The 23,067-nt window shown below is 60.0% G+C and carries 20 protein-coding genes and 1 pseudogene; 11 read left to right on the forward strand and 10 right to left on the reverse strand.

Annotated features, from left to right (window positions below; genetic code table 11):
- Positions 1–6: 6 nt before the first annotated feature.
- The 9 genes from HALNA_RS01110 to HALNA_RS01150 all read right to left on the reverse strand — a co-directional run bounded on the left by HALNA_RS01110 (position 7) and on the right by HALNA_RS01150 (position 6,769).
- A complete protein-coding gene (locus HALNA_RS01110; RefSeq protein ID WP_049934378.1) occupies positions 7–420 on the reverse strand; it encodes a helix-turn-helix domain-containing protein in 414 nt (137 codons plus the stop codon).
- Positions 421–504: 84 nt separating this feature from the next.
- Positions 505–1,323 (reverse strand): hypothetical protein, encoded by an 819-nt coding sequence (locus tag HALNA_RS01115; RefSeq protein WP_049934379.1) that lies wholly within the window; start codon positions 1,321–1,323, stop codon positions 505–507.
- 149 nt (positions 1,324–1,472) lie between these two features.
- Complete coding sequence (locus tag HALNA_RS01120) at positions 1,473–2,276, reverse strand: nucleotidyl transferase AbiEii/AbiGii toxin family protein (protein WP_049934381.1); 804 nt, start codon at positions 2,274–2,276, stop codon at positions 1,473–1,475.
- A 5-nt stretch (positions 2,277–2,281) separates the two neighbouring features.
- Positions 2,282–3,112 (reverse strand): type IV toxin-antitoxin system AbiEi family antitoxin domain-containing protein, encoded by an 831-nt coding sequence (locus tag HALNA_RS01125; RefSeq protein WP_049934382.1) that lies wholly within the window; start codon positions 3,110–3,112, stop codon positions 2,282–2,284.
- A 124-nt stretch (positions 3,113–3,236) separates the two neighbouring features.
- Entirely contained in the window at positions 3,237–4,169 is a 933-nt protein-coding gene (locus tag HALNA_RS01130; RefSeq protein WP_049934383.1) for an ImmA/IrrE family metallo-endopeptidase, read from the reverse strand.
- A gap of 86 nt (positions 4,170–4,255) precedes the next feature.
- Complete coding sequence (locus HALNA_RS01135) at positions 4,256–4,603, reverse strand: hypothetical protein (protein WP_049934384.1); 348 nt, start codon at positions 4,601–4,603, stop codon at positions 4,256–4,258.
- Between the two features lie 87 nt (positions 4,604–4,690).
- Positions 4,691–5,455 carry a pirin family protein gene (locus HALNA_RS01140; RefSeq protein WP_049934385.1) on the reverse strand — a complete coding sequence of 255 codons (765 nt, stop codon included), beginning with the start codon at positions 5,453–5,455 and terminating at the stop codon, positions 4,691–4,693.
- A gap of 273 nt (positions 5,456–5,728) precedes the next feature.
- Positions 5,729–6,301 (reverse strand): TetR/AcrR family transcriptional regulator, encoded by a 573-nt coding sequence (locus tag HALNA_RS01145; protein ID WP_169718993.1) that lies wholly within the window; start codon positions 6,299–6,301, stop codon positions 5,729–5,731.
- Positions 6,302–6,439: 138 nt separating this feature from the next.
- A complete protein-coding gene (locus tag HALNA_RS01150) occupies positions 6,440–6,769 on the reverse strand; it encodes a hypothetical protein (RefSeq protein ID WP_049934387.1) in 330 nt (109 codons plus the stop codon).
- A gap of 230 nt (positions 6,770–6,999) precedes the next feature.
- On the opposite strand from HALNA_RS01150, the gene HALNA_RS01155 reads away from it, so the two are divergent.
- Entirely contained in the window at positions 7,000–7,758 is a 759-nt protein-coding gene (locus HALNA_RS01155) for an SDR family NAD(P)-dependent oxidoreductase (protein WP_049934388.1), read from the forward strand.
- Between the two features lie 49 nt (positions 7,759–7,807).
- Here HALNA_RS01155 and HALNA_RS01160 read toward each other — a convergent pair.
- Positions 7,808–9,069, reverse strand: a pseudogene (locus tag HALNA_RS01160) (MFS transporter).
- A 974-nt stretch (positions 9,070–10,043) separates the two neighbouring features.
- On the opposite strand from HALNA_RS01160, the gene HALNA_RS01165 reads away from it, so the two are divergent.
- From HALNA_RS01165 to sod, 10 genes are all read left to right on the forward strand, one after another.
- Positions 10,044–12,215 (forward strand): hydantoinase/oxoprolinase family protein, encoded by a 2,172-nt coding sequence (locus HALNA_RS01165; protein WP_049934390.1) that lies wholly within the window; start codon positions 10,044–10,046, stop codon positions 12,213–12,215.
- Between the two features lie 140 nt (positions 12,216–12,355).
- The gene (locus HALNA_RS01170; protein WP_084509837.1) at positions 12,356–14,875 is read left to right on the forward strand and encodes a hydantoinase B/oxoprolinase family protein; all 2,520 of its coding nucleotides are present in this window, start codon (positions 12,356–12,358) and stop codon (positions 14,873–14,875) included.
- An 11-nt stretch (positions 14,876–14,886) separates the two neighbouring features.
- Positions 14,887–15,396 (forward strand): acetone carboxylase subunit gamma, encoded by a 510-nt coding sequence (locus tag HALNA_RS01175; protein WP_049934392.1) that lies wholly within the window; start codon positions 14,887–14,889, stop codon positions 15,394–15,396.
- Between the two features lie 59 nt (positions 15,397–15,455).
- The gene (locus tag HALNA_RS01180) at positions 15,456–17,033 is read left to right on the forward strand and encodes an AMP-binding protein (RefSeq protein WP_049934393.1); all 1,578 of its coding nucleotides are present in this window, start codon (positions 15,456–15,458) and stop codon (positions 17,031–17,033) included.
- A gap of 5 nt (positions 17,034–17,038) precedes the next feature.
- Entirely contained in the window at positions 17,039–17,461 is a 423-nt protein-coding gene (locus HALNA_RS01185; RefSeq protein ID WP_049934395.1) for a VOC family protein, read from the forward strand.
- Between the two features lie 349 nt (positions 17,462–17,810).
- Positions 17,811–18,491, forward strand: coding sequence for a helix-turn-helix domain-containing protein (locus HALNA_RS01190; protein WP_084509838.1), 681 nt, complete (start codon positions 17,811–17,813; stop codon positions 18,489–18,491).
- Entirely contained in the window at positions 18,488–18,886 is a 399-nt protein-coding gene (locus HALNA_RS01195) for a hypothetical protein (protein WP_049934396.1), read from the forward strand. Before HALNA_RS01190 ends, HALNA_RS01195 begins: the two co-directional genes overlap by 4 nt.
- 63 nt (positions 18,887–18,949) lie before the next feature.
- Complete coding sequence (locus HALNA_RS01200; protein ID WP_049934398.1) at positions 18,950–21,448, forward strand: hydantoinase B/oxoprolinase family protein; 2,499 nt, start codon at positions 18,950–18,952, stop codon at positions 21,446–21,448.
- A 630-nt stretch (positions 21,449–22,078) separates the two neighbouring features.
- Positions 22,079–22,225 (forward strand): DUF7563 family protein, encoded by a 147-nt coding sequence (locus HALNA_RS21745; RefSeq protein ID WP_449404862.1) that lies wholly within the window; start codon positions 22,079–22,081, stop codon positions 22,223–22,225.
- 162 nt (positions 22,226–22,387) lie between these two features.
- Positions 22,388–22,990: a superoxide dismutase gene (sod, locus tag HALNA_RS01205; RefSeq protein ID WP_049934399.1), complete on the forward strand. Its 603-nt coding sequence runs from the start codon at positions 22,388–22,390 to the stop codon at positions 22,988–22,990.
- Positions 22,991–23,067: the final 77 nt, after the last annotated feature.

The raw sequence follows: 23,067 nt of genomic DNA on the forward strand, positions 1-23,067 counted from the left end.
GTTCCATTAGATGTGGTTGGGACGAAGCGCATTCTCGTATTTGACCATCTTCTCGGGTTTATCGCCGATGGTGTCGTAGATCTGCTGGAGCGACTCTTCAGCGGCGAGCAGGTTGTGGTCGTTGAGGAACTCCCGACCCTCTTCGGTGAGACCGTAGAACTTCCAGGGGTAGCCCTGTCGGCGCTGGTCGTCGTCTAGGGCGACCTCCTTCACGATGCCCTCGTCGATCAGCTTCTGGATGTGCTTGTAGACAGTGGCGTCACTCACGCTGGGGTTGAGCTCCTCGAGTTCGTACATCGAGGGGAGCTGCTCGGGGTGCTGGAGGATGTTGTTGATCAGCGCGAACCGCGTTTGCTGAGTGACGAAATGGATGAGTTCCCGTGGTGCCGTGTTCTCACCGTTCCCAAGGCTATCGTCCATATCCGGGTGTTCAACCGAGCACGTCAAAGTAGTTTACTCCAGAGTAAACTACTGTGCAGAAGCGACTGAGGAGCAAGATAGGACCTACGCCTGTGGTGGAAGCTGACCATCTGGACGTGGAACCTGCCCCTGTTTGATTTCGTGGTCGACGCGACGCATATGTTTACAGCCACCGTCTGGAGCGCGCTGCTGCCAATCGGGACAGGTACAGGATTGCCCGATGATATCGACTTCGTATCGATTTCCGGACGCCGCTTCGACTTCGTATCGACCACCCTTGGCGAGTAGGGAGACGGTCATCGCTTCCTCGACAGCGCGTTTCGTTCGTGGCTCGAGATCCTCAGCCGAGGTGGAGCCGTCCGATACGAGCATTCGGTCGCGAACGTCTCCCGCCTGTCCGCCGTCTGGAGCGACAGCGCCGCCCGTCTCCTGAATCCGGCTTTCCAAGAGTGCTTCCGCAAGGTTCCCCTCCGGCCAGAGAAAGTGGACTTCTCGTCGCTCTCGATGATCGTAGGAGCCACAGGCAGCGGCACTCCCTTCCCAGACTCGCCAGGCCCCCAGCGCGGCCATCACGGTGAGGATGACCCGGGGAACTGTTGTCCGTTCCTCAGGGTAGAACACTCGAAACCGCGTACAGTCGTCCTGTGGCGGTACTGTGTCCCACCACTCGACGTCGGACCCCCAGCTGTCGTACATCGCTTGATCCTGGCCGTATCCGACCGTCACGCTATCGACCTGCGGGACCTCCTCGGGGATCGAGTTGGCATCGCCTTCGAGGAGTCGGAGTACCGCGTACCGGAGATACTCGTGTGCAGGGGAGTTCGTGGTTTGGGCGACCTGGTCGTACTGCTCTGCGACTCGCTCCGCTTCCGTTAGAACGGCTCTGAGATGTCGCTCTGTCATGATTCGGTGAGGCTGGAATGCGCCTCCGCCCCTCGGCGGGCGCTCAAAAACGTAACCAACGCACCAGCCAGAGATCCCGAATTGTTGGTTAATCACCAGAGCTCCAGATGCGACTCCCATCGGGTATCAACACCGACATCGGCCGTTGTCTACGACGAACCCTGTTGGGCGATCGCCGTATCCAATCGATTCCAGACCATTTCGAACGCCGGCGGATCACCGGTCAGGTCCGGCAGCGTGGTCTCCCACTGGTGGCGGATCGTCTCTTGTTGCTCGTCCGGGAGTCCGTCGTTCAGATCAACGGTGAGCCCATCGTGTTTGCACTTCGCGTCGAAGGCGGGCCCCACGTTGGCAAAGTTGATTGCGACCGAATCGGTCTCGAGCAGCTGATAGAGGTCGTAGTAGTCGCGAGCGGCCCCGCGCTGGTAGATCGCTCGGAGCTTTTCGGCGAAGATCTCCTCGACGCTGTACGCCTGGAGGTCGAATTCGGGCACGTCTTCGTACGCGTGCGTGTGCTGAACAGGGTCGAAGGCGACGTGCTCGTCGACCATCACGTCGATGCTGGTCGTGTTGGGGTGGTTGAGGACGGCGCGGTACTGAATGCTGACGTCGACGTAGTGGGTCGGGTAGTGGTCCTGCTGGGATTCGTGATGCTCTCGAATCTCGAATTCGATGCCAGAGCGGTCGGCAATCGTATCGAGGACCGTTCGGAGCTCCTGTTTGGACCCCTGGTACTCCCCTTCGACGCCAAAATCGAGGTCCTCCGAGAATCGCCACGATTGCGGGAAATACAGCTTGGACAGCGCGGTCCCGCCTTTGAACAGGAGGTTGTCGCCGTAGCCGCTCGTGAAGATGCCCCAGAGGAGCCACGAATTGACGTAGTTCTTCTCGGCGTACCCTTGCCGAACGCCCAGTTCGCGAGCGAGAATACGGAGCCGGTCCTGACTGATCATCGCGATCAGGACTCCGTTGGCTCCAGCGTGGCTGGCTCGACGTTGATCCGGAGGCGATACGTGCTGTCGGTCGATCCGGTGTCGGGCCGCGTCGGGTCTAGTGGGGAATAGCCACTCGTGAACGACGCGACGAGTTCCTCGCGGGCGGGGAGGTCGATGCCGAGCTGGTCGGCGAGGTAGACGATTCGCTTGGTCGCAGCGCCGTTGTCGAGGCGTTCGAGGTACTCGCCGACCGTGTCCCAGTCGCAACCCCGTTCGTCGGCAGTACGCATCGCGGTTGCGAGTTCCCGAAGGCCACCGCTGAACTCGGGGTGGTCCGCACAGTCGACCAGCGTCTTCTCCAGGTCGCTGACCTGCACGGTCGTGCCCTCGATCGATGTCGGCTCAACGCCGAAGAATTTCCGCTCGGTGACCGTCGTGACGCGGTACGGGACGCCGTGGATCTCTCGGCTTTGCGCTCGGGTCGGCGTGACGACGTACACCGTCCGGGGGACCTGTTCGGTCAGTCCGTGGTGGCTGAGAGCGCTGTAGTAGCCGATGTACATCGGCTCGGCGACGTGGGCGGCGATGAGGTACTCGTGGGTCGTGTACATGCCTTCCTCGCCGGCAGTGAGTGGAACGATGAGATACGTGCCCGGGAAGAGCCGGTCGAGCCAGCCCTTCTCGGTGAGCCGGGAGGCAATCTCGCGGGCGGTGTTTGGGGAAACCTCCAGCGTCGTCTCGATGTCGTCGACGGAGATGATCTGGTGACCCGCGCCAGCGAGTCGTGCAAGGAGTCGACTTTCTCGAGTCGAGAGCCCCTGGCGTATATTTTCCGTTTGTTCTATGGTACTCATGCCTGCGTTTCTTACATGGAGTATAAACACGGGCTTGCTTTAGCCTTGTGACTGCCGCGGGCGGCGGAGACGAGTAGACTTAACCAACAGAATCGGGGTGTGGAACCGTGCGTTGGTTAAGTATTCAGACGCCGTCTTCGAGCACGTCGATGAGCGCTTCTGCTGTGGAACTGATCCGGTCGAGACGGTCGCGAACGATCTCGGGATCGTCCGACTCCCACGCGGCCAAGTAGAACGCCGACCCGCTGGTATCTAACCCACAGTACCGCCCGACCACGTACGCGACCGCCTCGGCTTCGACTTCGCGTTTCGACCGCTCGGTGTCGTCGTCGACGTCGAAGTGAAGCAGGGCGTGAGCGTACTCGTGGATCAACGTCCGCGCAAGGTCGGCATCGTTCTCCCGATCACGCACCTCGACTCGCGGTTGCATATTGACGAGGCTTAGCTGCTCGCAGATGCCCTTTGCCTCGCCGTGGGTCCACTCCGCTTCCGGGACGATCCGAACCGTCACGCCAAGTTCGTTGGCGGCTCCAGTCAGCCGACCGACGAGGTCGCCGGCGTCGCCAGTGGCTTCCGTATCGAGATCAGGAAGTGGTTCGCCTTCGGTCTGAGAGACGTCGAACACCGGCGCAGGCTTGAACCCGACCAGCCCCTCGGACCACTCTTCGGGCGGTGTCTCGTCGTACTCACAGTCGGTGTCCTCGTGGTAGCTTGGCGAGTTTTCGCACTCTGGACATTGCTTGGTGATGATCGGCGCCCAGATCCAGATGGCCGACTCCCCCTCCTGGACGTGCCGGTCGAACTCCTCCTGCCACGTCCGGTAGCCGGCGACCGTTGTCGCGTCGGGGTACTGCCGCTTGATCAGCAGCGTGTTCCGGTAGGAGTAGTCGTGGAAGCGGCTCTGAACGTCCAGCCACTCCTGGAACTCGGCGCTGGCCTGTGCGTCGTCGACGCCGGCGACGAGGTCGTCGATCCACTGTTCGATGGTACTGTTCATCTCGTCGGATCGCGTGTCGGTCTGGTCGAAGGAGACCGACGAGTCTCTGGTCGTGGACATAGTGGTCACTGAATCGGTTGAACGCGATTTCGCCAGTTCAGAACGCGCCGCACCCCTCAGGGGGGATGAACAACCCTCGAGGAACGCTATCGAAGCTCGGCTGTATCGTCCGCGAAGCCGACTGTGACGAGATATTCGAGGAACTCGTCGAACCGATCCACGTCGCTGGGCGTGTCGGTTTCGAGGTGGCGGGCCCACTCGATCGCCCACTGAAACGCAGGATCAGCTCCGCCCTTCCCATGGATATACCACCAGCGCGCCGCTTTCAGCACGACGAGCGGGTTTGTCGGCGGCTCCGTACCTGCCAGCGCACGGGTCAGCGACTGGATCTCCTCGGGAACGTCGCTTGCGTGGACGTCGCCGGACTGCGTGTTCGCGATATCGACGGGAATCTCGTCGATCGAGACCTCTCTCGGTGACTGTTGTTGACTCACGGGAATCACCTGACTGCGAGGGCGTTCGCTGAAGCCCTCACCCTCTCAGGGGGCAGAAAAACAATCCACAGCCGGTCCGCCGGTGTCTCAGCGGCCGATGGTGCCCTGGCGCGTGACCGGCGCGTCGGGATTGATGCTGAACGCGACGATGGTGGCGTCCTCGGTTGCCGTGACCGCCACATCGTCGTCGCCGGTCACGAGTGCGCTCTCGGTGTACTCGACTGACTCATCACCGACTTCGACGGCCCCGTCGAACACGTACAGGTAGGTGTGGCGGCCCGGTCGCGACGGGAGCGTGGTCGTTGCTCCGGCTGCGAGTCGACAGTCGTAGAAGTCGACGTCGTTCCGCACGTACAACGGGGCGTCGGTGCCCTCGGGGCCGACCAGGTGACGCCACTCGCCGGCGACCGGGTTGGGGATCGGCTCGTGCTGAATACCAGGGTCGAGGTCGAGGCTGTGCGGGCGGACGAAGATCTGGAGCATTCGCAGCGGCGGGTCGTCGGCGAGCGTCTCCTCGGAGTGCCATAAGCCGCTGCCGGCGTTCATCACCATCAGATGGTCGGAATCGGTGACCAGTTGGTTGCCCTGGCGGTCGTCGTGGCGCATCACGCCCTTGGGCACCCACGAGATGATCTCCTCGTTTTTGTGCTGGTGCATCCGGATCAGGGTCCCGGGGTCCATGAACGACTCCACGACCGTCGCGAGCGGCCCGTAGCCGTGGTCGTCGTGATCGGGGACGGCACGGCCGGGGAAGTTGAAGTGGATCCGGAACTTGCCCTGGTTCTGCGAGACGTCCGTTCGTGGTGCCGTATAGATGCGAGAGTGGGTCTGTGCGGAAGGCGACTCGTCCATTACCTTGTGTAGTCGCTCACCCGCTAAATGGGTTCTGCGCTCCTTCGTGGCTTCACGCTGAGTAGATGGGTCGCTACCCTCATGCCGGCGGGAAGTAGACACTCTGATCGCTGGGAATACCTTTCTGACAGGTTGGTATTGTATTAAATTATTGATGGTTTCAGATGGATCTGTTGCATACAGGGACGGTATGTGGCAGGGCTATTCGAATAATACCGAAATGACTGAACCAACCGGTAGATGTTACTGGCACGTCCAGCACCAGAAGTCCGATCAGTTGCCGTCTAGTTCACCGAGTAGTTGTGGGAGAATGATCCTATCGAGGATTTCACGGCCTCTTTCGATTGCTTCGTCATCTCCGAGACATACTTTTCGCATTCGGGATGTGGAGATGACATCGTTGATGGCGGTCGCAAACGTATCTGCATCGACATCTTGGAACTCTCCCTCCTCAATCCCTCTTTCGATGATCGCGACGAGAATCCCTTTGAGATGGAAGTAATTCTCCAGTAGTAATTCTTGATGCCGGGGATAGTGTTGTGCCTGTGAGCGAAGTTCGATGAGTGCCGTGACGAACGCCCAATGGTCGAAGTTCTCGAGATCCGGTCCATAGAAAAATTGCTGAATGTAGCTGTCGAGTTGCTGTTCGGGGTCGACATCATCTCCGACCGCAATCCCACGCTCATATTCTTCAAGTAGATACTTGAGAACAGCCTCGATCAGATCGTCTTTGCCGTCGTAGTAGTGATTGATAAGTTGACGGCTTTTCCCGAAATACTCGTCAATGTCTCGTACCCGGAGGCGGCTGTACCCGTGTTCACACAGCGCACGAGCAGTCGCTTGCATCAGGTCTTCGTAGGTTTCTTCGGGAATCTCCGGTCGACTAGTCCTCGTCATATCCAATTACTACAGCCTGAGGAAGTTGCCCATGATAACGATGGGGGATAGTTTGGCCTGTCTCGGATAGATCTACACATCGGATGTCTACGCTTCACCAGCGATCTCGTCCCATAGCGGTGGGTACTTTTCGATTCGTTCCCAGCCTTCTGTCTCCCTTACATTCTCCTCAACCACTACGAGGTCGTCGAAATACTGGCCCAGAACTTCACGTTCCATTGCGAGCGGTGGCGTATAGTAATCCTCCTCGACCCAGACAGCCTCTCCCGTATCTGGGTCGAAACGTGCATTGTTTAGAGACTTTGTCATTGCACGTCCGAAGGGATTCATCTGCTCGATTTCACCAGTATCAAGTCGTTCACGCAGCTCGGGGAATTCGTCGGGTTTCGGACACCCACGCACGAGTCGATATGCCATGATACAAACTATGAGATTTGGGAATATAAGGCCATAGCTCGCCTTTTCAGGTCGATTCAAAGCAGACCAGCGATACCGGAGAGTGCCCTCGGGTCGAGGGTCGGTTTATTGCTACTCTGAAATCCACAGTTTGATTCTGCTACTTTATATTAGCTCAGATATATCCCTCTCAACACTGTAGAAATCGTCATACGACAGATTCTTGCCCGCCAACGGCAACAAATCGGACGATGTCTGAGTCTGAGTTTGCTGACCGTGTGGCACTAGTGACAGGAAGTAGCCGCGGAATCGGAGCTGAGACGGTGAAACTGCTCGCCGACCGTGGCGCGAAGGTCGTCATCAACTATCGCTCTAGCGAGACGGAAGCGCACGCGGTGGCTGAGGAGATCAGTGACGCCGGCGGCGAGGCACTCGTCGCGCAAGCCGACGTTCGAGACGAGGACGCGGTCGAGCGAATGGTTGAGGGCGTCCTCGACCAGTGGGGGCGGATCGATGTGCTCGTCAACAACGCGAACATGCCGTTTGCGGTCGAGCCATTCGAGTCGATGAGTTGGGATGAGTTCTCGTCGAAACTCGACGCCGAACTCAAGGCTGCCTTCACCGTCTCGAAAGCGGTGTTACCACACATGGTCGAGCAGGAGTACGGCCGCGTGGTGTACGTCTCGAGCGGTGCCGGCGAGAGTCCGACACCGGGATTCATCGCCCACGGCACGGCCAAGGGCGGCCTTGACACGTTCGCCAAATACATCGCCCAAGAGTACGGTCCCCACGGCATCACCGCGAACGTCGTGGCGCCGGGACTGGTCGAAACTGACGCCACGGCTGATCGCATCGACGAGGTACGCGAGCACGTCGCGTCACAGACTCCGATGGATCGGGTGGCTCAACCCGAGGATGTCGCCCACGCGATTGCCGCACTCTCCGGTAAGGACGCCCAGTTCGTGACCGGGACCTATACGCCCGTCAACGGCGGGAGCGAGATGGAATAGCGGCAGCCTCTGGCTGACGTCTTAACGCTCGAGAAGTATCGCATACTCACTAGTCTGCTGGGCCAGTAGTCTGTACGCTGGATTCTGCAGTCGGTTCTTCAACTTGAGTCGACACGAGAACGAATCCAATCACTGCGAGCGCACCACCGAAGGCAAATGGAGTGATAAATCCGTATCTGATGAGAAAGCCGGATATAACTTGACCAAAAGAGATTCCGAGTCCGAATGCAACCGTAAGAACGGAAAGCTGTGCACCGGATTGGCCCTTTTTTGCTAGGTCCCCGGCTAAGGCGAGTGCTGGTGCAAAGACCATCGCCCCGCTCACTCCCTGAAGAATCCGAGCCACGATCATCTGCCACGGCTCGACAACTATACCTTGGACGAGAGTAGTTGGGACGAGGAAGGCGAGTCCTGCAATGATGAACAGGCGGCGTCCTATCCGGTCACTGGCCGTTCCAACAATCGGTTGTGTCACCGCTAGTGCGCCGATAAACGCTGCAAACTGAATCGAGAAGAGAATCGCCCCCTGACCGAGCCGGTCATTTACTGTCGGCTGTATCGGCGCTAATAGCGCGATGCATGTCGACATGGCAAGGGTGGCCAGCCCCAACGTGAAAATCGGATCCAACAGGTGACGACCGGTTTGATCGCGAACGGCTAGAGCAACGTCGTCGCTTGTCGGCATCGTCTCTTCCGGATCAGAGACCAGTACTTGGACTAATAGAATACTCGCTAGCGCGGCGAATGCCGCAGTTGCAAACGCAGCATCAAATCCGCTCACCTGAATATTGGTTCCGAACGACAGTTGATACGGTCCGCCTTCGACGATGACACCTGCAGCGAGTGGTCCAGCACCAAATCCCGTCAGTCGAAAGGCGTTGTAGACACCCATGTTTCCACCACGACTCTTCGATGCACTCAGTTCGTTCACGAGCGCAATGCTGGCAGTGATCGTCAGGGCGGCGGCGATCCCCTGAATTACTCGGATGAGCATGAGACTTACGTAGCTCCCGGCAACCGAGAACGCAAGGTCGGTGAGCGCGAGTATGGCCAATCCGACGATGACGAACAGTTTTCGTTTTCCTGCCCTGTCCGATAGACGCCCAGCGATCGGCTGGACGACACTACTGACGAACCCAAAGAGAGCGAGGACGAGTCCTGAGACGAAGGCCTCGGTGAGGCCGAATGTCCCCCTGTAACCGCACCACTGGCCACGTAGAGTGGAAGAACGACGATAAGAAATGAATTCCCGACCGCGTCGGCCATTCGGGCAATTCCAAGCACGACGACGCGGCGATCCGTATCAACCATTCCCTTCGTCACCTCGGAAACCAATTCGCTCGATCATCGTGTAGTAACGCCTCTAAGAAGGAGTCGGATAAATATTTTCCACTTGGAAAACAATATTTCGGAAAGTAAGCAATGGGCGAGAGTTGACTTGCCCACGCGACTCGCTACAGCAATATTACGCAGGGAGTAACAGGCCAGTGTGACATCCTCGCCGGCCTAAAGGGCGACGCTTCCCGAGGTTCCGATGTTGCTCCGGTCACTTCCGATGGTTGGGAATCTAAGGTTTGTGACCGACGGCACTGGCAGTGCCACGCTACCGATACTCGTCCCCGGCGTGGGGTAGCGAGTTATCTGGTTGGTTTGTGTCGGTCGGCGCGGTCGGCTCACTGTTTTGATTTTGGCTCTCGCCGTGGCAAACACCGAGTCGACTGCCAGTTTTCCGCGCACATCCCCGAATATGACGCGATGGGATCTGAACCTTCGCCATGCACAGTGAAAGTAACCGAAGACGGGCGCTGTATCCCCGCGCTGAAGCGCGAGGTTTTAGCGCCCTTCACCGCAGTAGATAAAGAATCGGAGAGGCGTCCAGTGGTGATGCCAACCACGGTTGCCCCTCAATTGCGAAGTACTTCGACCGCCGGGGTTCGGGGGCCATGCATCCACTCCGAGGATGCAGTTTACCATATGGCAAACAGAGATATAAGTTCATCGCCGTTTGATGTCTCGAAAACCCGCTTTCGACCGTCACCAGGCGCAAGAGTGGCAGATCAGGGAATCGGCTTCCGCCTGAACGTGCAGAGGCTCTTAGTGCCGGCCACCTCTACGTCTCACCTCTCCTGCTAATCGTCCGAGATGGTCTCTCTGTCCACGTTTCGGCACCGGGTGTCCATAACAATTAAACAGTAAACATATATCGTCGAGTGTCGCTGCCTGTTATCGTCCGTCGTTCGACTTCGTGATAATGACTATCACTCTACCATTGTTCGAGGTGGGTGATGGCAAGTTCAGAAGACGATCCGTCCGAGCACCACAACGCGGAGATCCTGTCCATCGACGCTGGAGGGACGATGACGGATACGTTCCTCATGGACTCGAATGGCGAGTTCACCGTCGGGAAAGCCAAAACGACTCCCGACGACGAGTCCCGTGGATTTCTCAAATCATCGCAGGATGCTCTTGAAGACTGGAACCTCAGTGTTGCCGAGGGGTTCCCGAACCTCGTGTCCACGGTGTACTCCGGGACAGCGATGCTTAACCGACTCGTCGAACGGGAGAGCGAAGTCGATGTGGGGATCCTCATCACCGGCGGGATGGAGGACACGCTCCGAATGGGACGTGGCCGACAGTCGTACACCGGCTACTCCTACTCCGACCGGCTCCACGTCAACACGCACAAACACCCCGATCCCCTGATCCCGCGCAACCGAATCCGCGGCGTTCGGGAGCGTATCGACGTTAAGGGGAACACGCTGGTTCCGCTTTACGAGGACGACGTTCGAGAGGGTGTCAACGACCTCCTGGACCAAGGGGTTGACCACATCGTCGTCATGTACCTCCACTCGTACAAGAACGGGGAGCACGAACATCGAACCGAGGAGATTGCGATCGAGATCATCGAAGAACGAGGGGCGGAAACGTCGGTCATGCTCTCCAGCGAGTACTACCCGACGCTGAAGGAGTCGGAACGGCTGAACACGGTCACAGCGGAGGCGTTCGCTGCCGAACCGTCGCGTGACCAATTGTCGAACATTCAGGAGGCTGTCGACGATCAAGGAGGGGAAGTCGGCGTTCGCGTCATGGCGAGTCACGGCGGGACCATCGACATCAACGCCAACGAACTGGCTCGAACGCTGATCTCCGGGCCCATCGGTGGGATGATCGGTGCCAACTACTTCGGGCAGAAACTCGGATACGAGAATCTGGTCTGTACCGACATCGGTGGCACCAGTTTCGACATGGGCATCATCATCGATAACGACTGGCAGATCGACTACAGCCCAGAGATGGCGCGTCTGCTTCTGTCGCTGCCGATGGTGAACATGGAGAGCGTCGGGGCAGGGACGGGCAGTTACGTCCGAGTGAATCCCACGTTCGATAAAATCGAACTCGGCCCGGAGAGCGCGGGCGATCAGGTCGGCGTCAGCGCGGTCGAAACCGATGTCGAGACGGTGACGGTGACGGACTGCCATGTGGCGATGGGCTGGATCAACCCGGACAACTTCCTCGGCGGCGATATGCCCATCGACCGCGACGTGGCCGAACGCGAGATCAAAGAACAGATCGCCGACCCGCTCAACATGGGCATCTACGAGGCCGCACAGGGAGTCATCGACATCCTCGAGAGCAAACTCCGGAACGACCTCGAAGCCGTCGTGACCGGCGAGGGGTACGCCCCGTCGAATTTCAAGTGCCTCTCGTACGGCGGTGGCGGCCCGGTCCACACCGCCGGCTACACCAAGGATCTAGGATTCGACGAGGTACTCATCCCCGAGTGGGCGGCCGGCTTCTCGGCGTTCGGCTGTGGTGCTGCGGACTACGAGTACCGCTACGACCAGACCACAAGCATCGACATCGACGCCGACCTCACGATGGAGGAGGCCGCGGAAACCGCCGGCGCGAAGCTGACAGAAGTCTGGAAGAACCTCGAACAGAAGGTCGAAAACGAGTTCGAGAACAGCAACATCGGGCGGAGCGAAATCGAGTTCCAGTACAACATCCTCGGTCAGTACCAGGGCCAACTCAACAGCATCGACATCGAGTCGCCGGTGTCCCGCGCCGACTCGCCGCAGAAACTCGAACGACTTCTCGACACTTTCGAGGAGGGGTACCGCCGTCAGTACTCCGAGGAGGCTCGCTCGCCGGAACTCGGTCACACGATCACGCAGGCGTCCGTTCGCGGCGTCCGAGACGTGGTGAAACCGGAGATTCCGACGGAACGGCCGGTCGGATCCGAGCCGCCTGAAGAGGCGTACAAACACTCCCGAGAAGCCTACTGGGACGGCGAGTGGCTGGAGACCGATATCTACGACCTCCACGCGCTCCAGCCCGGCAACGAGTTGCAGGGTCCGGCGATCATGGAGGGGGCCGCCACGACGTACGCCCTCCCGCCGGACTGTGAAACCTGGCTCGACGAGCACCGCGTCCACCACCTGACCCGGACGGAGTGAGAGCGGGCGACCGCTCTCGTGCAGAGATGCATCTGTCCCGCTCGTCGTTCCCAGCGAGCGACTCGGGGGGCAGGTGCACTGTACGAGCCCGTATCTGGCTCAGAACAGATGCCAACGTAACCGACGCAACTAAGCACACAATGAGTTCGACACAACATGGGGAAGAGAACTTCCCCCGGATGCGACGCGAGAAAGAAAAGGTCCACGAGAAGCAGGCGAACGGCAAAGGGATCGGCTGGGGTGGCCAGTCGCTCCGCGAGCAGTTCGAGGACCTCGAAGAACGAACGGAGGAGACGGGCCACTACGCCGGCTTCGAGAAGCTCGAAATGAAACGCGAGCGGCCGATAGAGTACGAACAGATGTTCGCCCAGCTCCGGGGTGACCTCGTGACCGCGCGCGAGACGTCGAAGGAGGTGGCCGCGACGCCCATCGTCGAGCAGGAGGGTGAACTCTGTTACGGCCTGTTCACGCCGGAGGGCGATTCCATCGCCGTCTCGACGGGGATCATCGTGCACATCCACACGATGAGCGAGGCGATCAAGTACATGATCAACCACGACTACGAGGAGAGTCCCGGGATCGAACCCGGCGATGTCTTCGTCAACAACGATCCACACGTCGGCGACGTTCACCCGTGTGACATCATGACGATGATTCCCATCTTCCACGAGGGAGAGCTCGTCGCGTGGGCAGGTGGCGTCAACCACGTCATCGACACCGGGGCCATCGGTCCTGGGAGCATGAACGTCTCGCAGGCGTCCCGCTTCGGCGACGGCGCCCACTACACCGCCCGCAAAATCGGCGAGGATCTGGAGCTGTACAACTCGTGGAAGAAGGACTATCCCGACAAGACGCGGACGCCGGACTTCCTGAAACTCGACGAGCGGACTCGCATGACCGGCTGTCTGATGATTCGGAACGCAGTCAACGACATCATCGACGAGTACGGCGTCGAGACGTTCAAACAGCTCTCTCGCGAGGCCATTGAGGACGGCCGCCGTGGCTTCAGGAACCGCATCCGGAAGACGATGCTCCCCGGCACGTACCGGGGCGCGTCCTTCGTCGACGCCCTCTACGAGGGGCAGAGTAACCTGACACGCGCCTACGCGAACGAGAACCACCTGATGCACGCACCCTCGGAACTGCACGTCCGGGAGGACGGCTCGTTCCAAGTGTCGTTTGAGGGGGCGAACAAGTGGGGGTGGCATCCGTACAACTGCACGCCTGCGGCCATTCAGGGCGGTATCTGGGTGATGCTCACCCAGACCGTCATCCCGAACTCGAACGTCAACGACGGCGCGTACTACAGCTGTGACTTTCACCTCCCGGTGGGGTCGTGGGCGAATACCCAGAACACGGAGACGGCTCACGCCTACGCGTGGCACTTCCTCGTCTCGGCGTGGGCACCCTTGTGGCAACACCTGTCACGCGGCTACTTCGCACGCGGCTTCTGGGAGGAGATCAACGCCGGCAACGCCAACACCTCGAACTGGCTGCAGGGCGGCGGCATCGACCAGTTCGACAAACTCCACGCCGTCAACTCCTTCGAGTCGGCGTGTGAGGGTGTCGGCGCACGCTACGTCGAGGACGGCGAACCGCACGCCGCGGCCATCTGGAACCCGGAGGGTGACATGGGCGACGCCGAGGTCTGGGAGATGACCGAACCGCTCCCGTTCCTCGGTCGGTCGGTGAAGCCGAACACCGGCGGCGCGGGGCGGCGGGCCGGCGGGTCCGGCTTCGAGTCGATGCGGACGGTCAAGGACGTGAGCCGCTGGTTGCTCTACGAGATGGGCAACGGGTACATGACCAGCGACGGTGGCCTCTTCGGCGGCTATCCGGCCGCCTCGGGGTACATCCTCAATGCCCAGAACACGGATCTGCAGGAGCGCTTCGAGAATCAGGAGGACTACCCCCAGCACGACCTCGACCCGGAGAGCGGCGAGTTCGAGTCGAAAATCGACGGGGAGATCACCCGTCGACCGGAGGGCATCAGCACGCCCAAGGAGTTCGACGACTACGACCTGTACCTGAACTACCTGCGTGGTGGCTCGGGACTAGGTGACCCGCTCGAACGCGACCCCGAAGACGTAGTCGACGACATCCACGACGGGTACGTCCTGCCGCGGCACGCGAAAGACGCGTACGCGGTGGTCGTGGAGAGAGTCGACGACGAAGCCCGACACAACTCCGCGGTCCACGGCGAGTACGAACTCGACCGCGAGGCGACCGAGGAACTCCGGGCCGAACGGATGACCGAACGGGCCGAGAAGGCCCAGCCCGTCTCCGAGTGGTACGACGAGGAGCGCGAGCGAATTCGCGAGCAGGACCTCATCGACGACGTGAAAAAGACCTACGAGAGCAGTATGCGCATGAGCAAGCAGTTCACCGACTTCTACCACGAGTTCTGGGAACTGCCCGACGACTTCGAGTGGGACCTGAGCGAGAAAGCCCAGCGCTCCCTCGAGGGTCGATTCAAGAGCGGCACGAAGATGAAGTGGGACAACCCGACCCACGGTCACGAAACGTGGCTGGACATCGGCCGCGACGACGAGCCGCGAGTGCCGTACACATGGAACGCCGACCGGTCGATTCAGGAGCTCTCGAGCCCGACTGCATCGTTCGGTGGAGTCACCACCGGAACAGCGACTGACGACGACTGAGGTGAGAGACAATGCCAGAATCATACCCACGCGAACACATCGAGGATCTCGTCGACGACAATCTGGAGTGGAATCAGCTCCACGACATGATGAGCGATTTCAAGGACGCCGACCGGTTCCAGAAGGTCCGGGACGTCCTGCAGGAGCGGGTCGACTGGGATGACCCGATCATCATCCCGTACGCCGACCATCTGTACGTCGTCGCGAAGTCGGCGGACCGCTGGGTCATCAAGTGCGACTGCGGCCACGAGTTCTGCGAACACGACCAGAACTGGAAGGCGGACGCGCTGATCAACGTCCGGGACACGGAGGAACAGTACCTCGAAATCTACCCCGAGCAGATGCATCCGCATCCGGATTACATGGAACTGCGGGAGTTCTTTTGTCCCGGCTGTAACACGCTGCTCGAAGTGACGAACGTCATGCCGGGCTACCCGCTCATCCACGAGTTCGAGCCCGACATCGAGACGTTCTACGAGGAGTGGATCGGGGAACCGATTCCGACGCCCGAGTCGGCGTAACCGAGCCCCAGCCGCCTTTCCTCAGATGCCTCTCACCGACACCACCACCGGAGCCAACGATGTCTGAACACCGTCCCCCGACGCTGAAGGGCCTCTACGAGTCCACGCTCCGTCGGCACGCAACTGCGCCCGCCATCACGTTCGACGGCGAGACGCTGACCTACGCCGAACTCGACTCACGGTCGGCCCGCGCTGCTGCTGCACTCCGCGAATGCGGCCTCGAAACGCCGGATCGCGTGGGCGTTCTCATGTCGAACCGGCTGGAGTACCCCATCACTGATATCGGACTTACACGCGCCGGCCTCGTGAAAGTCCCGCTGAACGACATGCTCTCGGCAGGCGACATCGAGTATATGCTGGCAAACAGCGACGCGAGCGCCGTCGTCGTCGGTCCGAACTTCGTCGAGACCATCGCGACAGTCGCGCCGAACGTACCGACGCTGGAACACGTGATCACCGTCGACGCCTACGCTCCGGCCTCGATTGCGGAGCAGTATCGGACCGTTCGATTCGACCGGCTTCTCGACGAGGTAACTCCCGAACCACCGGCGGTGTCGGTCGGTCGGGAGACGCTCGCGGGCATCTTCCACACCGGCGGCACGACCGGCGATCCGAAGGGGGTGAAACACACACAGGAGAACCTCGCGTTGAACGCGTTCGCCCACGCCGTCGAACTCGACATCTGCCCGCGCGAGACGCTGTTGTTGATGACGCCCCTGCCGCACTCGGCCGGACTCATCATGGCCGGTGGACTCACGCAGGGGTGTCGCCACGTTGTCACGCAAGGGTTCGACGCCCGGCGTGCGCTCGAAACCATCGAGCACGAGGGGGTGTCGTGGACGTTCATGGTGCCGACGATGATCTATCGCGTCCTCGACCTGCTCGGCGAGGAGTCGTACGACACCACGACGCTGGAGACGCTCGCCTACGGCGCCGCCCCGATGAAGCCGGCTCGACTGCGGGAGGGACTCGACCGACTGGGGCGCGTCTTCGTCCAGTTCTACGGCCAGTACGAAACGCCGGACCTTATCACGGTGCTGCCGAAACACGCCCACGACCCGGACGACGAGAAACGGCTCTCGTCCTGTGGTCTCCCCACGTCGATGTGTGAGGTGACCGTCGTTGACGACGACGGTGATCCGGTTCCGACCGGGGAGCCGGGTGAAATCCTCGCCCGTGGCGCCTACTCTATGGCGGGGTACTACGAGATGCCCGAGCGAACCGAGGAGACGATAGTCGACGGCTGGATCCACACCGGCGATATCGGCCGGATGGACGAGGACGGCTACGTCTACATCCTCGACCGCGACTCCGACGTCATCATCACCGGCGGGATGAACGTGTACTCGGTTACCGTCGAAGACGTGATCCAGCAACACGAACAGGTCGCGAACGTCGCCGTCATCGGCGTACCGGACGACGACTGGGGTGAGGCGGTCAAGGCCGTCGTCGTCCCGGAGGACGACACCGTGGACCGAGCGGCACTCCTCGCGTTCTGTGCCGACCGGCTGGCCGACTACGAGACGCCGAAGTCCGTCGACATCGTCGAGTCGCTCCCGACGACGCCGTACGGAAAACTCGACAAGAAGCGGCTCCGCGAACCCTACTGGGCCGCCGAGGAGCGCGAAATCACCTGACTGCGATGATCACCAAAATCGACCACTTGGGGGTGCTCGTTTCGGATATCGACGCCAACGAGGCGCTGTTCGAACTGCTTGGGCTCGATGTCGGCGCCGTCGAACACGTCCCGGCTTTCGGCGTCGATATCGCGTTCATCCGGGTCGGCGAGAGTCTCGTCGAACTGGTCGAACCGGTCGACCACGATAGCGACATTGCGGCCGACCTCCGCGCGGCGGACGACGACGCGCTTCTCCACCACGTCGCCTACCGCGTCGAGGATATCGAGGCCGAGTTGGAGACGTTGCGCGCGGCGGGCGTCCCACTCGCCGACGAGACGCCCAGACGCGGGGCGGGCGATGCGCGGGTCGCCTTCCTCGATCCGGCGGCTGCGAACGGCGTCCGTGTCGAACTCGTGGAGCGACCGTCCGACGTGGCGCTCGACTGAGCGGGGTCGCCGTCGCCGTCTCCAGGTGTGCCGGCGTCCGCCGACTGCACCCCGGTGGCGACTGTCACCCTCTCGTCGTGGCTCGCGTCGCGATTCGCTGTGAGCGACCGAAGGCAGTATCTGTTGATAAGATGAATACATATATCGTGTCGATTCGTGGTAACCATTAGGTCTACTGGTCGGGGTAAAACATACGCCTCGACTATCAGGGTTGCGCACCGGGAAGACGATGTGGTTGTCCCCCGTGTTTCACCGCACTGTACCGCATCGTCCCGCATCGAATGGGCCCACAATGAGAGACCGGACATGATGAGCCGACACCTCGATCACACGGTAGTCGCCTGACACCATGCTTAGATTCGAATTTCAGATTCGTCTGGCCGGAATCCTTTCGCACATCCTCGATGTCTCCGAACAGGTCGAGAGTATCGAGATCGACAATGCGCTTCCGGTCACCGACGGCGGTGTCTTCCTTTTTCTGACGGTCAAGTTCGACGAGACCGTCTCGGAGACGGACATCGCGGGCCAGTTGCCCGACATGGACATCGTCAACATGAGTCAGGCGACGGTCAACTCGCAGATGTACTATCTCTGTGTCGTGACCGAGCTCGCGAACGTCTCCGTGCTGTCGCTACTGACTGAACAGCAGGCGATTCCGCACCGTATCGTCGGCGAGAACTCCCAGCTGTCGGTCGTGGCGTCGGTTCGCGACTGGAATCATCTGAAGAAAGTTGCCAACACCATCGAAGACGAGCACGGGTCGCTCGAACTCATCGGGACAACCCAGACCGAGAGCGTCGGCTTCCCACTCGGGGGCGACAAAATAAAGCAGAGTATGTCGGGGAAGCTCTCCGACGCCCAGCTTGAGGTACTGGAGATGGCCTACCAGATGGGGTATTTCAAAGTTCCACAGGAGGTGACGGCCGAAGAGATCGCCAACGAGCTGGACATCAGCAGGTCGACGCTGAGCGAACGGCTCCGTCGCGTTGAACACAACTTCTGTGCACTCCTTTTCGGCCCCCGCCAATGACCACCATCATCATCATCAAGTCGGTCGACCAGGAACCGGCCGTCAGGGAGGTCCTCGAATCTGTCGTAGATGGGGACGACACCGTCTGTTTCCTTCGACTGCCAACCGTGCGGTGTCTCGGAGCCCTCATACAGGCCGTCAACCCCATGATCAACTACGGCATCGACTACAGTATCAACTGCCTTCCAGAGGGCTATGACACTGCTGATCTCGTTGAGTTCGCAATCGATGTCGACGCAAATCGGATCTGTATCGGTATTTCCGAAAAGACGCTGACCGGCAAGGCACGAATTGACGACCTGACACAGTCGATACTCCTCCACGATGACATCTCGGGCGATGTCATCGTCGGGGATAACGCCATCATTTTGGAGGAACTCGACTATGACGGGTAGTCCCGCTCGGCTCCCAAACGGGGACGCCGAAACCACCGCGATCTCACCCCACAGCCACTACTCATGAGTTCGACTGATCAGACCAAGACGGAAGAACGACGTGCGGACGCACGACGCGAACTGACCAAAGTTCGAGAGAAACGCCAACGAGGCGAGGGAATCGGCTGGAACGGCAAGACGCTCCGCGAGCAACTCGCCAAACTTGAGGATAAGACCGAGGCGACGGATCACTACAATGGGCTGTCGACGCTCACGCTGAAGCAGGACGACCCGATTCGGTACGAGCAGCTGTACGCCCGACTCCGGGGTGATCTGGTGACCGCGCGCGAGATATCGAAAGAAGTCTCGGCGACGCCCATCGTCGAGCAGGAAGGCGAGCTGTGCTATGGCCTATTCACGCCGGAGGGTGACTCGATCGCCGTCTCGACGGGGATCATCGTGCACATCCACACGATGAGCGAGGCGATCAAATTCATTATCAACCACGATTACGAGGAAAATCCGAAGATCGAGCCAGGTGATATCTTCGTCAACAACGACCCCCACGTCGGAGACGTCCATCCTTGTGATCTAATGACACTCATCCCCATCTTCCACGAGGGAGAACTCGTCGCGTGGGCAGGCGGCGTCAACCACGTCATCGACACCGGAGCCATCGGCCCCGGAAGCATGAACGTCTCGCAGGCGTCCCGTTTCGGCGACGGCGCCTACTACACGGCCCGTAAAGTCGGTGAGGAGTTCGAACTGTACAATTCGTGGAAGAAAGAGTATCCCGCCAAAACACGGACACCGGACTTCCTGAAACTCGACGAGCGGACTCGCATGACCGGCTGTCTGATGATTCGGGATGCGGTCAAAGAGCTGATCGGCTCCATCGGGGTCGATACCTTCAAACAACTGTCTCGTGAGGCAGTTGAGGACGGTCGCAGAGGCTTCCGAAAGCGGATCAAGAAGACGATGTTACCCGGCACCTACCGGGGCGCGTCCTTCGTCGACGCCCTCTACGAGGGACAGGCGAATGTGACTCGCGAATACGCGAACGAGAATCACCTGATGCATGCGCCCTCGGAACTGCACATCCGAGAGGATGGTTCGTTCCAAGTGTCGTTTGAGGGGGCGAACAAGTGGGGGTGGCATCCGTACAACTGCACGCCAGCAGCTATTCAAGGCGGCGTCTGGGTGATGCTCACCCAGACCGTCATCCCCAACGAGCGGGTCAATGACGGCGCGTACTACGCCTGTGATTTTCATTTGCCGGTGGGTTCGTGGGCGAACACGCAGAACACGGAGACGGCCCACGCCTACGCGTGGCACTTCCTCGTCTCGGCGTGGGCACCCTTGTGGCAACACCTCTCGCGAGGATACTACGCTCGGGGCTTCTGGGAGGAGATCAACGCGGGCAACGCCAACACGTCGAACTGGTTGCAGGGCGGCGGCATCGACCAGTTCGACAAACTCCACGCCGTCAACTCCTTCGAGGCTGCATGTGAAGGTGTCGGCGCGCGCTACGTCGAGGACGGTGAACCCCACGCGTCGGCCGTCTGGAACCCCGAGGGCGACATGGGCGACGCGGAAGCGTGGGAACGGGTCGAGCCACTACCGTTCCTTGGGCGGGCAGTGAAGCCAAATACGGGCGGCGCGGGTCGTCGGGCCGGTGGCTCGGGCTTCGAGTCGATGCGGACGGTCAAAGACGTGAGCCGCTGGCTGCTCTACGAGATGGGCAACGGGTACATGACCAGCGACGGCGGCCTGTTCGGCGGCTACCCGGCCGCCTCGGGCTACATCCTCAACGCCACAGATACCGACCTGCAAGAGCGCTTCGAGAATCAGGACGACTACCCCCAGCACGACCTCGACCCGGAGAGCGGCGAGTTCGAATCCAAGGTTGACGGGGAGATCACCCGTCGACCGGAGGGCATCAGCACGCCCAAGGAGTTCGACGACTACGACCTGTACCTGAACTACCTGCGTGGTGGCTCGGGACTGGGTGATCCGCTCGAACGCGACCCCGAAAACGTAGTCGACGACATCCACGACGGGTACGTCCTCCCACGACACGCGAAGGACGCGTACGCGGTGGTCGTGGAGAAAGTTGACGACGAAGCCCGACACAACTCCGCGGTTCACGGCGAGTATGAACTCGACCGCGAGGCGACCGAAAAGCTGCGGGCAGAACGGCTCGCAGAGCGGGCGGAGAAGGCCAAGCCCGTCTCGGAGTGGTACGAAGAGGAGCGCGAACGGATCCGTGAACAGAATCTCATCGATGACGTGAAAAAGACCTACGAGAGCAGTATGCGAATGAGTACCCCATTCGCGGACTTCTACCGCGAGTTCTGGGAGTTGTCCGAGGACTTCGAGTGGGATCTGAGCGAGAAGGCCCAGCGCTCTCTCGACAACCGGTTCGACACTGGCCTCCGCCCCATGTGGGACAATTACACACGACGACACAAAATTTGGCTCAACGTCGACGATGAACCGTACGTTCCATACACATGGCACGCGGACCGGTCGATCCAAGACCTCTCGGACATCGAATCGACATTCGGCGACGACGGTCGGTGACCAATTCGCCGCTCTGGGACTCAACGACCGCTCCTGCGACTTTGGACACCTCTCCCGTCATACCGATTGTTGTAAGCTAGTACTGGCTGTCGCTACCTCCGTAGTTGGTGACTTTCGGTAAACAGTAACGACAGTTCATATCAGCCACTCCCGAGCGACAACGAGATTACATCTCCACCCACAACGCCTCGAATACGTTTCCGCTGGCTGTCGGCAGTCATGTAGTAACCACAGTTGGCGCACTCGCATGTGTATGGCAGGGTGATGTCCATTATCACAGGGGCCTCGACGATTGTATACCTGTATCTTAACAGTCATGTTGGTGGTCGTCTATTGGTTATCCCCAGTAGCCAACGGTATCTTCCGGATTTAGCTCGTGACGACAAATTCGCCAAAATAAATTACAGAAAATCTTCATATCCCTCTCCTTGCTTGATACTATTAGTCATACGAATGACTGGCTACGAACTGCCGCCGCTATCGCAGCATCCGATATCCAGCGAGAGAGATCATGCCCGATTAGTGCTCACTGCGATTGCGGGGACCACAAGTTCGCGGCGAACGCCCGAACGAGCCACGGAACAACGGAGATCCACTAAGCAGTAATAGAGAATCCCGAGGGGACAGTTAATGCCAACCTGTAAAAACTGTGGCAACCACGTCTCGAAATGCTTCGCGCGGGTATTCGGTGATGAAGCCGGTCGTGTGTATGCCTGTCCCAATTGCTCCGCAACTGCTGGGATTGGGGAGGTCACACGAGAACGACGGCCGCGCTAGGGAAACCAGTCGGAAGCCGGACAAGCTGTCGACGGCGTAGATCAATATTGGAGATGCAGAGAGGATGTCTTTTGGCTGCAAACTTATGATAGCACAATTACCATAATGGGCTACAGAAAATGCTCATATTCCTCTCGTTCGTAGAGAACACCGGCGATACGAATGACTGACTACGAACTTGACCCCCTGCCGTATGACTACGACGCGCTCGAACCGCACATCAGCGAGCAGGTACTGACCTGGCATCACGACACCCACCATCAGGGGTACGTGAACGGCTGGAACAGCGCCGAGGAGACGCTCGAAGCGAACCGTGACGACGGCGACTTCGGCTCCTCGGCGGGTGCGATTCGGAACGTCACGCACAACGGCTCCGGGCACATCCTCCACGACCTCTTCTGGAACTGCATGTCTCCGGAGGGTGGCGACGAGCCAAGCGGTGACCTCGCCGATCGCATCGAGGAGGACTTCGGCTCCTACGAGGCCTGGAAGGGTGAATTCGAGGCCGCTGCCGGCGCCGCCGGTGGCTGGGCACTCCTGGTGTACGACAGCTTCTCGAACCAGCTTCGCAACGTCGTGGTCGACAAGCACGACCAGGGCGCGCTCTGGGGCTCGCACCCCATCCTCGCGCTGGACGTCTGGGAGCACTCGTACTACCACGACTACGGTCCCGCCCGTGGCGACTTCATCGACAACTTCTTCGAGGTCGTCGACTGGGACGAACCGAGCGCCCGCTACGACGAAGCGGTTCAGCTGTTCGAATAGTCGGGGTACCGACGAATCGCTCTCCCAAGCTCCATTCGCGCGAATTTCTTGTCCATGGAGTCCAACACGTGCAGAGA

Source organism: Haloplanus natans DSM 17983, assembly GCF_000427685.1.
In the GTDB taxonomy this organism is placed as follows: domain Archaea; phylum Halobacteriota; class Halobacteria; order Halobacteriales; family Haloferacaceae; genus Haloplanus; species Haloplanus natans.

Coding starts and splice junctions, on each gene's coding strand:
- HALNA_RS01110 (WP_049934378.1), bottom strand. CDS start 420: ATGGACGATAGCCTTGGGAACGGTGAGAACACGGCACCACGGGAACTC.
- HALNA_RS01115 (WP_049934379.1), bottom strand. CDS start 1,323: ATGACAGAGCGACATCTCAGAGCCGTTCTAACGGAAGCGGAGCGAGTC.
- HALNA_RS01120 (WP_049934381.1), bottom strand. CDS start 2,276: ATGATCAGTCAGGACCGGCTCCGTATTCTCGCTCGCGAACTGGGCGTT.
- HALNA_RS01125 (WP_049934382.1), bottom strand. CDS start 3,112: ATGAGTACCATAGAACAAACGGAAAATATACGCCAGGGGCTCTCGACT.
- HALNA_RS01130 (WP_049934383.1), bottom strand. CDS start 4,169: ATGTCCACGACCAGAGACTCGTCGGTCTCCTTCGACCAGACCGACACG.
- HALNA_RS01140 (WP_049934385.1), bottom strand. CDS start 5,455: ATGGACGAGTCGCCTTCCGCACAGACCCACTCTCGCATCTATACGGCA.
- HALNA_RS01145 (WP_169718993.1), bottom strand. CDS start 6,301: ATGCAAGCGACTGCTCGTGCGCTGTGTGAACACGGGTACAGCCGCCTC.
- HALNA_RS01150 (WP_049934387.1), bottom strand. CDS start 6,769: ATGGCATATCGACTCGTGCGTGGGTGTCCGAAACCCGACGAATTCCCC.
- HALNA_RS01155 (WP_049934388.1), top strand. CDS start 7,000: ATGTCTGAGTCTGAGTTTGCTGACCGTGTGGCACTAGTGACAGGAAGT.
- HALNA_RS01165 (WP_049934390.1), top strand. CDS start 10,044: ATGGCAAGTTCAGAAGACGATCCGTCCGAGCACCACAACGCGGAGATC.
- HALNA_RS01170 (WP_084509837.1), top strand. CDS start 12,356: ATGAGTTCGACACAACATGGGGAAGAGAACTTCCCCCGGATGCGACGC.
- HALNA_RS01175 (WP_049934392.1), top strand. CDS start 14,887: ATGCCAGAATCATACCCACGCGAACACATCGAGGATCTCGTCGACGAC.
- HALNA_RS01180 (WP_049934393.1), top strand. CDS start 15,456: ATGTCTGAACACCGTCCCCCGACGCTGAAGGGCCTCTACGAGTCCACG.
- HALNA_RS01185 (WP_049934395.1), top strand. CDS start 17,039: ATGATCACCAAAATCGACCACTTGGGGGTGCTCGTTTCGGATATCGAC.
- HALNA_RS01190 (WP_084509838.1), top strand. CDS start 17,811: ATGCTTAGATTCGAATTTCAGATTCGTCTGGCCGGAATCCTTTCGCAC.
- HALNA_RS01195 (WP_049934396.1), top strand. CDS start 18,488: ATGACCACCATCATCATCATCAAGTCGGTCGACCAGGAACCGGCCGTC.
- HALNA_RS01200 (WP_049934398.1), top strand. CDS start 18,950: ATGAGTTCGACTGATCAGACCAAGACGGAAGAACGACGTGCGGACGCA.
- HALNA_RS21745 (WP_449404862.1), top strand. CDS start 22,079: ATGCCAACCTGTAAAAACTGTGGCAACCACGTCTCGAAATGCTTCGCG.
- sod (WP_049934399.1), top strand. CDS start 22,388: ATGACTGACTACGAACTTGACCCCCTGCCGTATGACTACGACGCGCTC.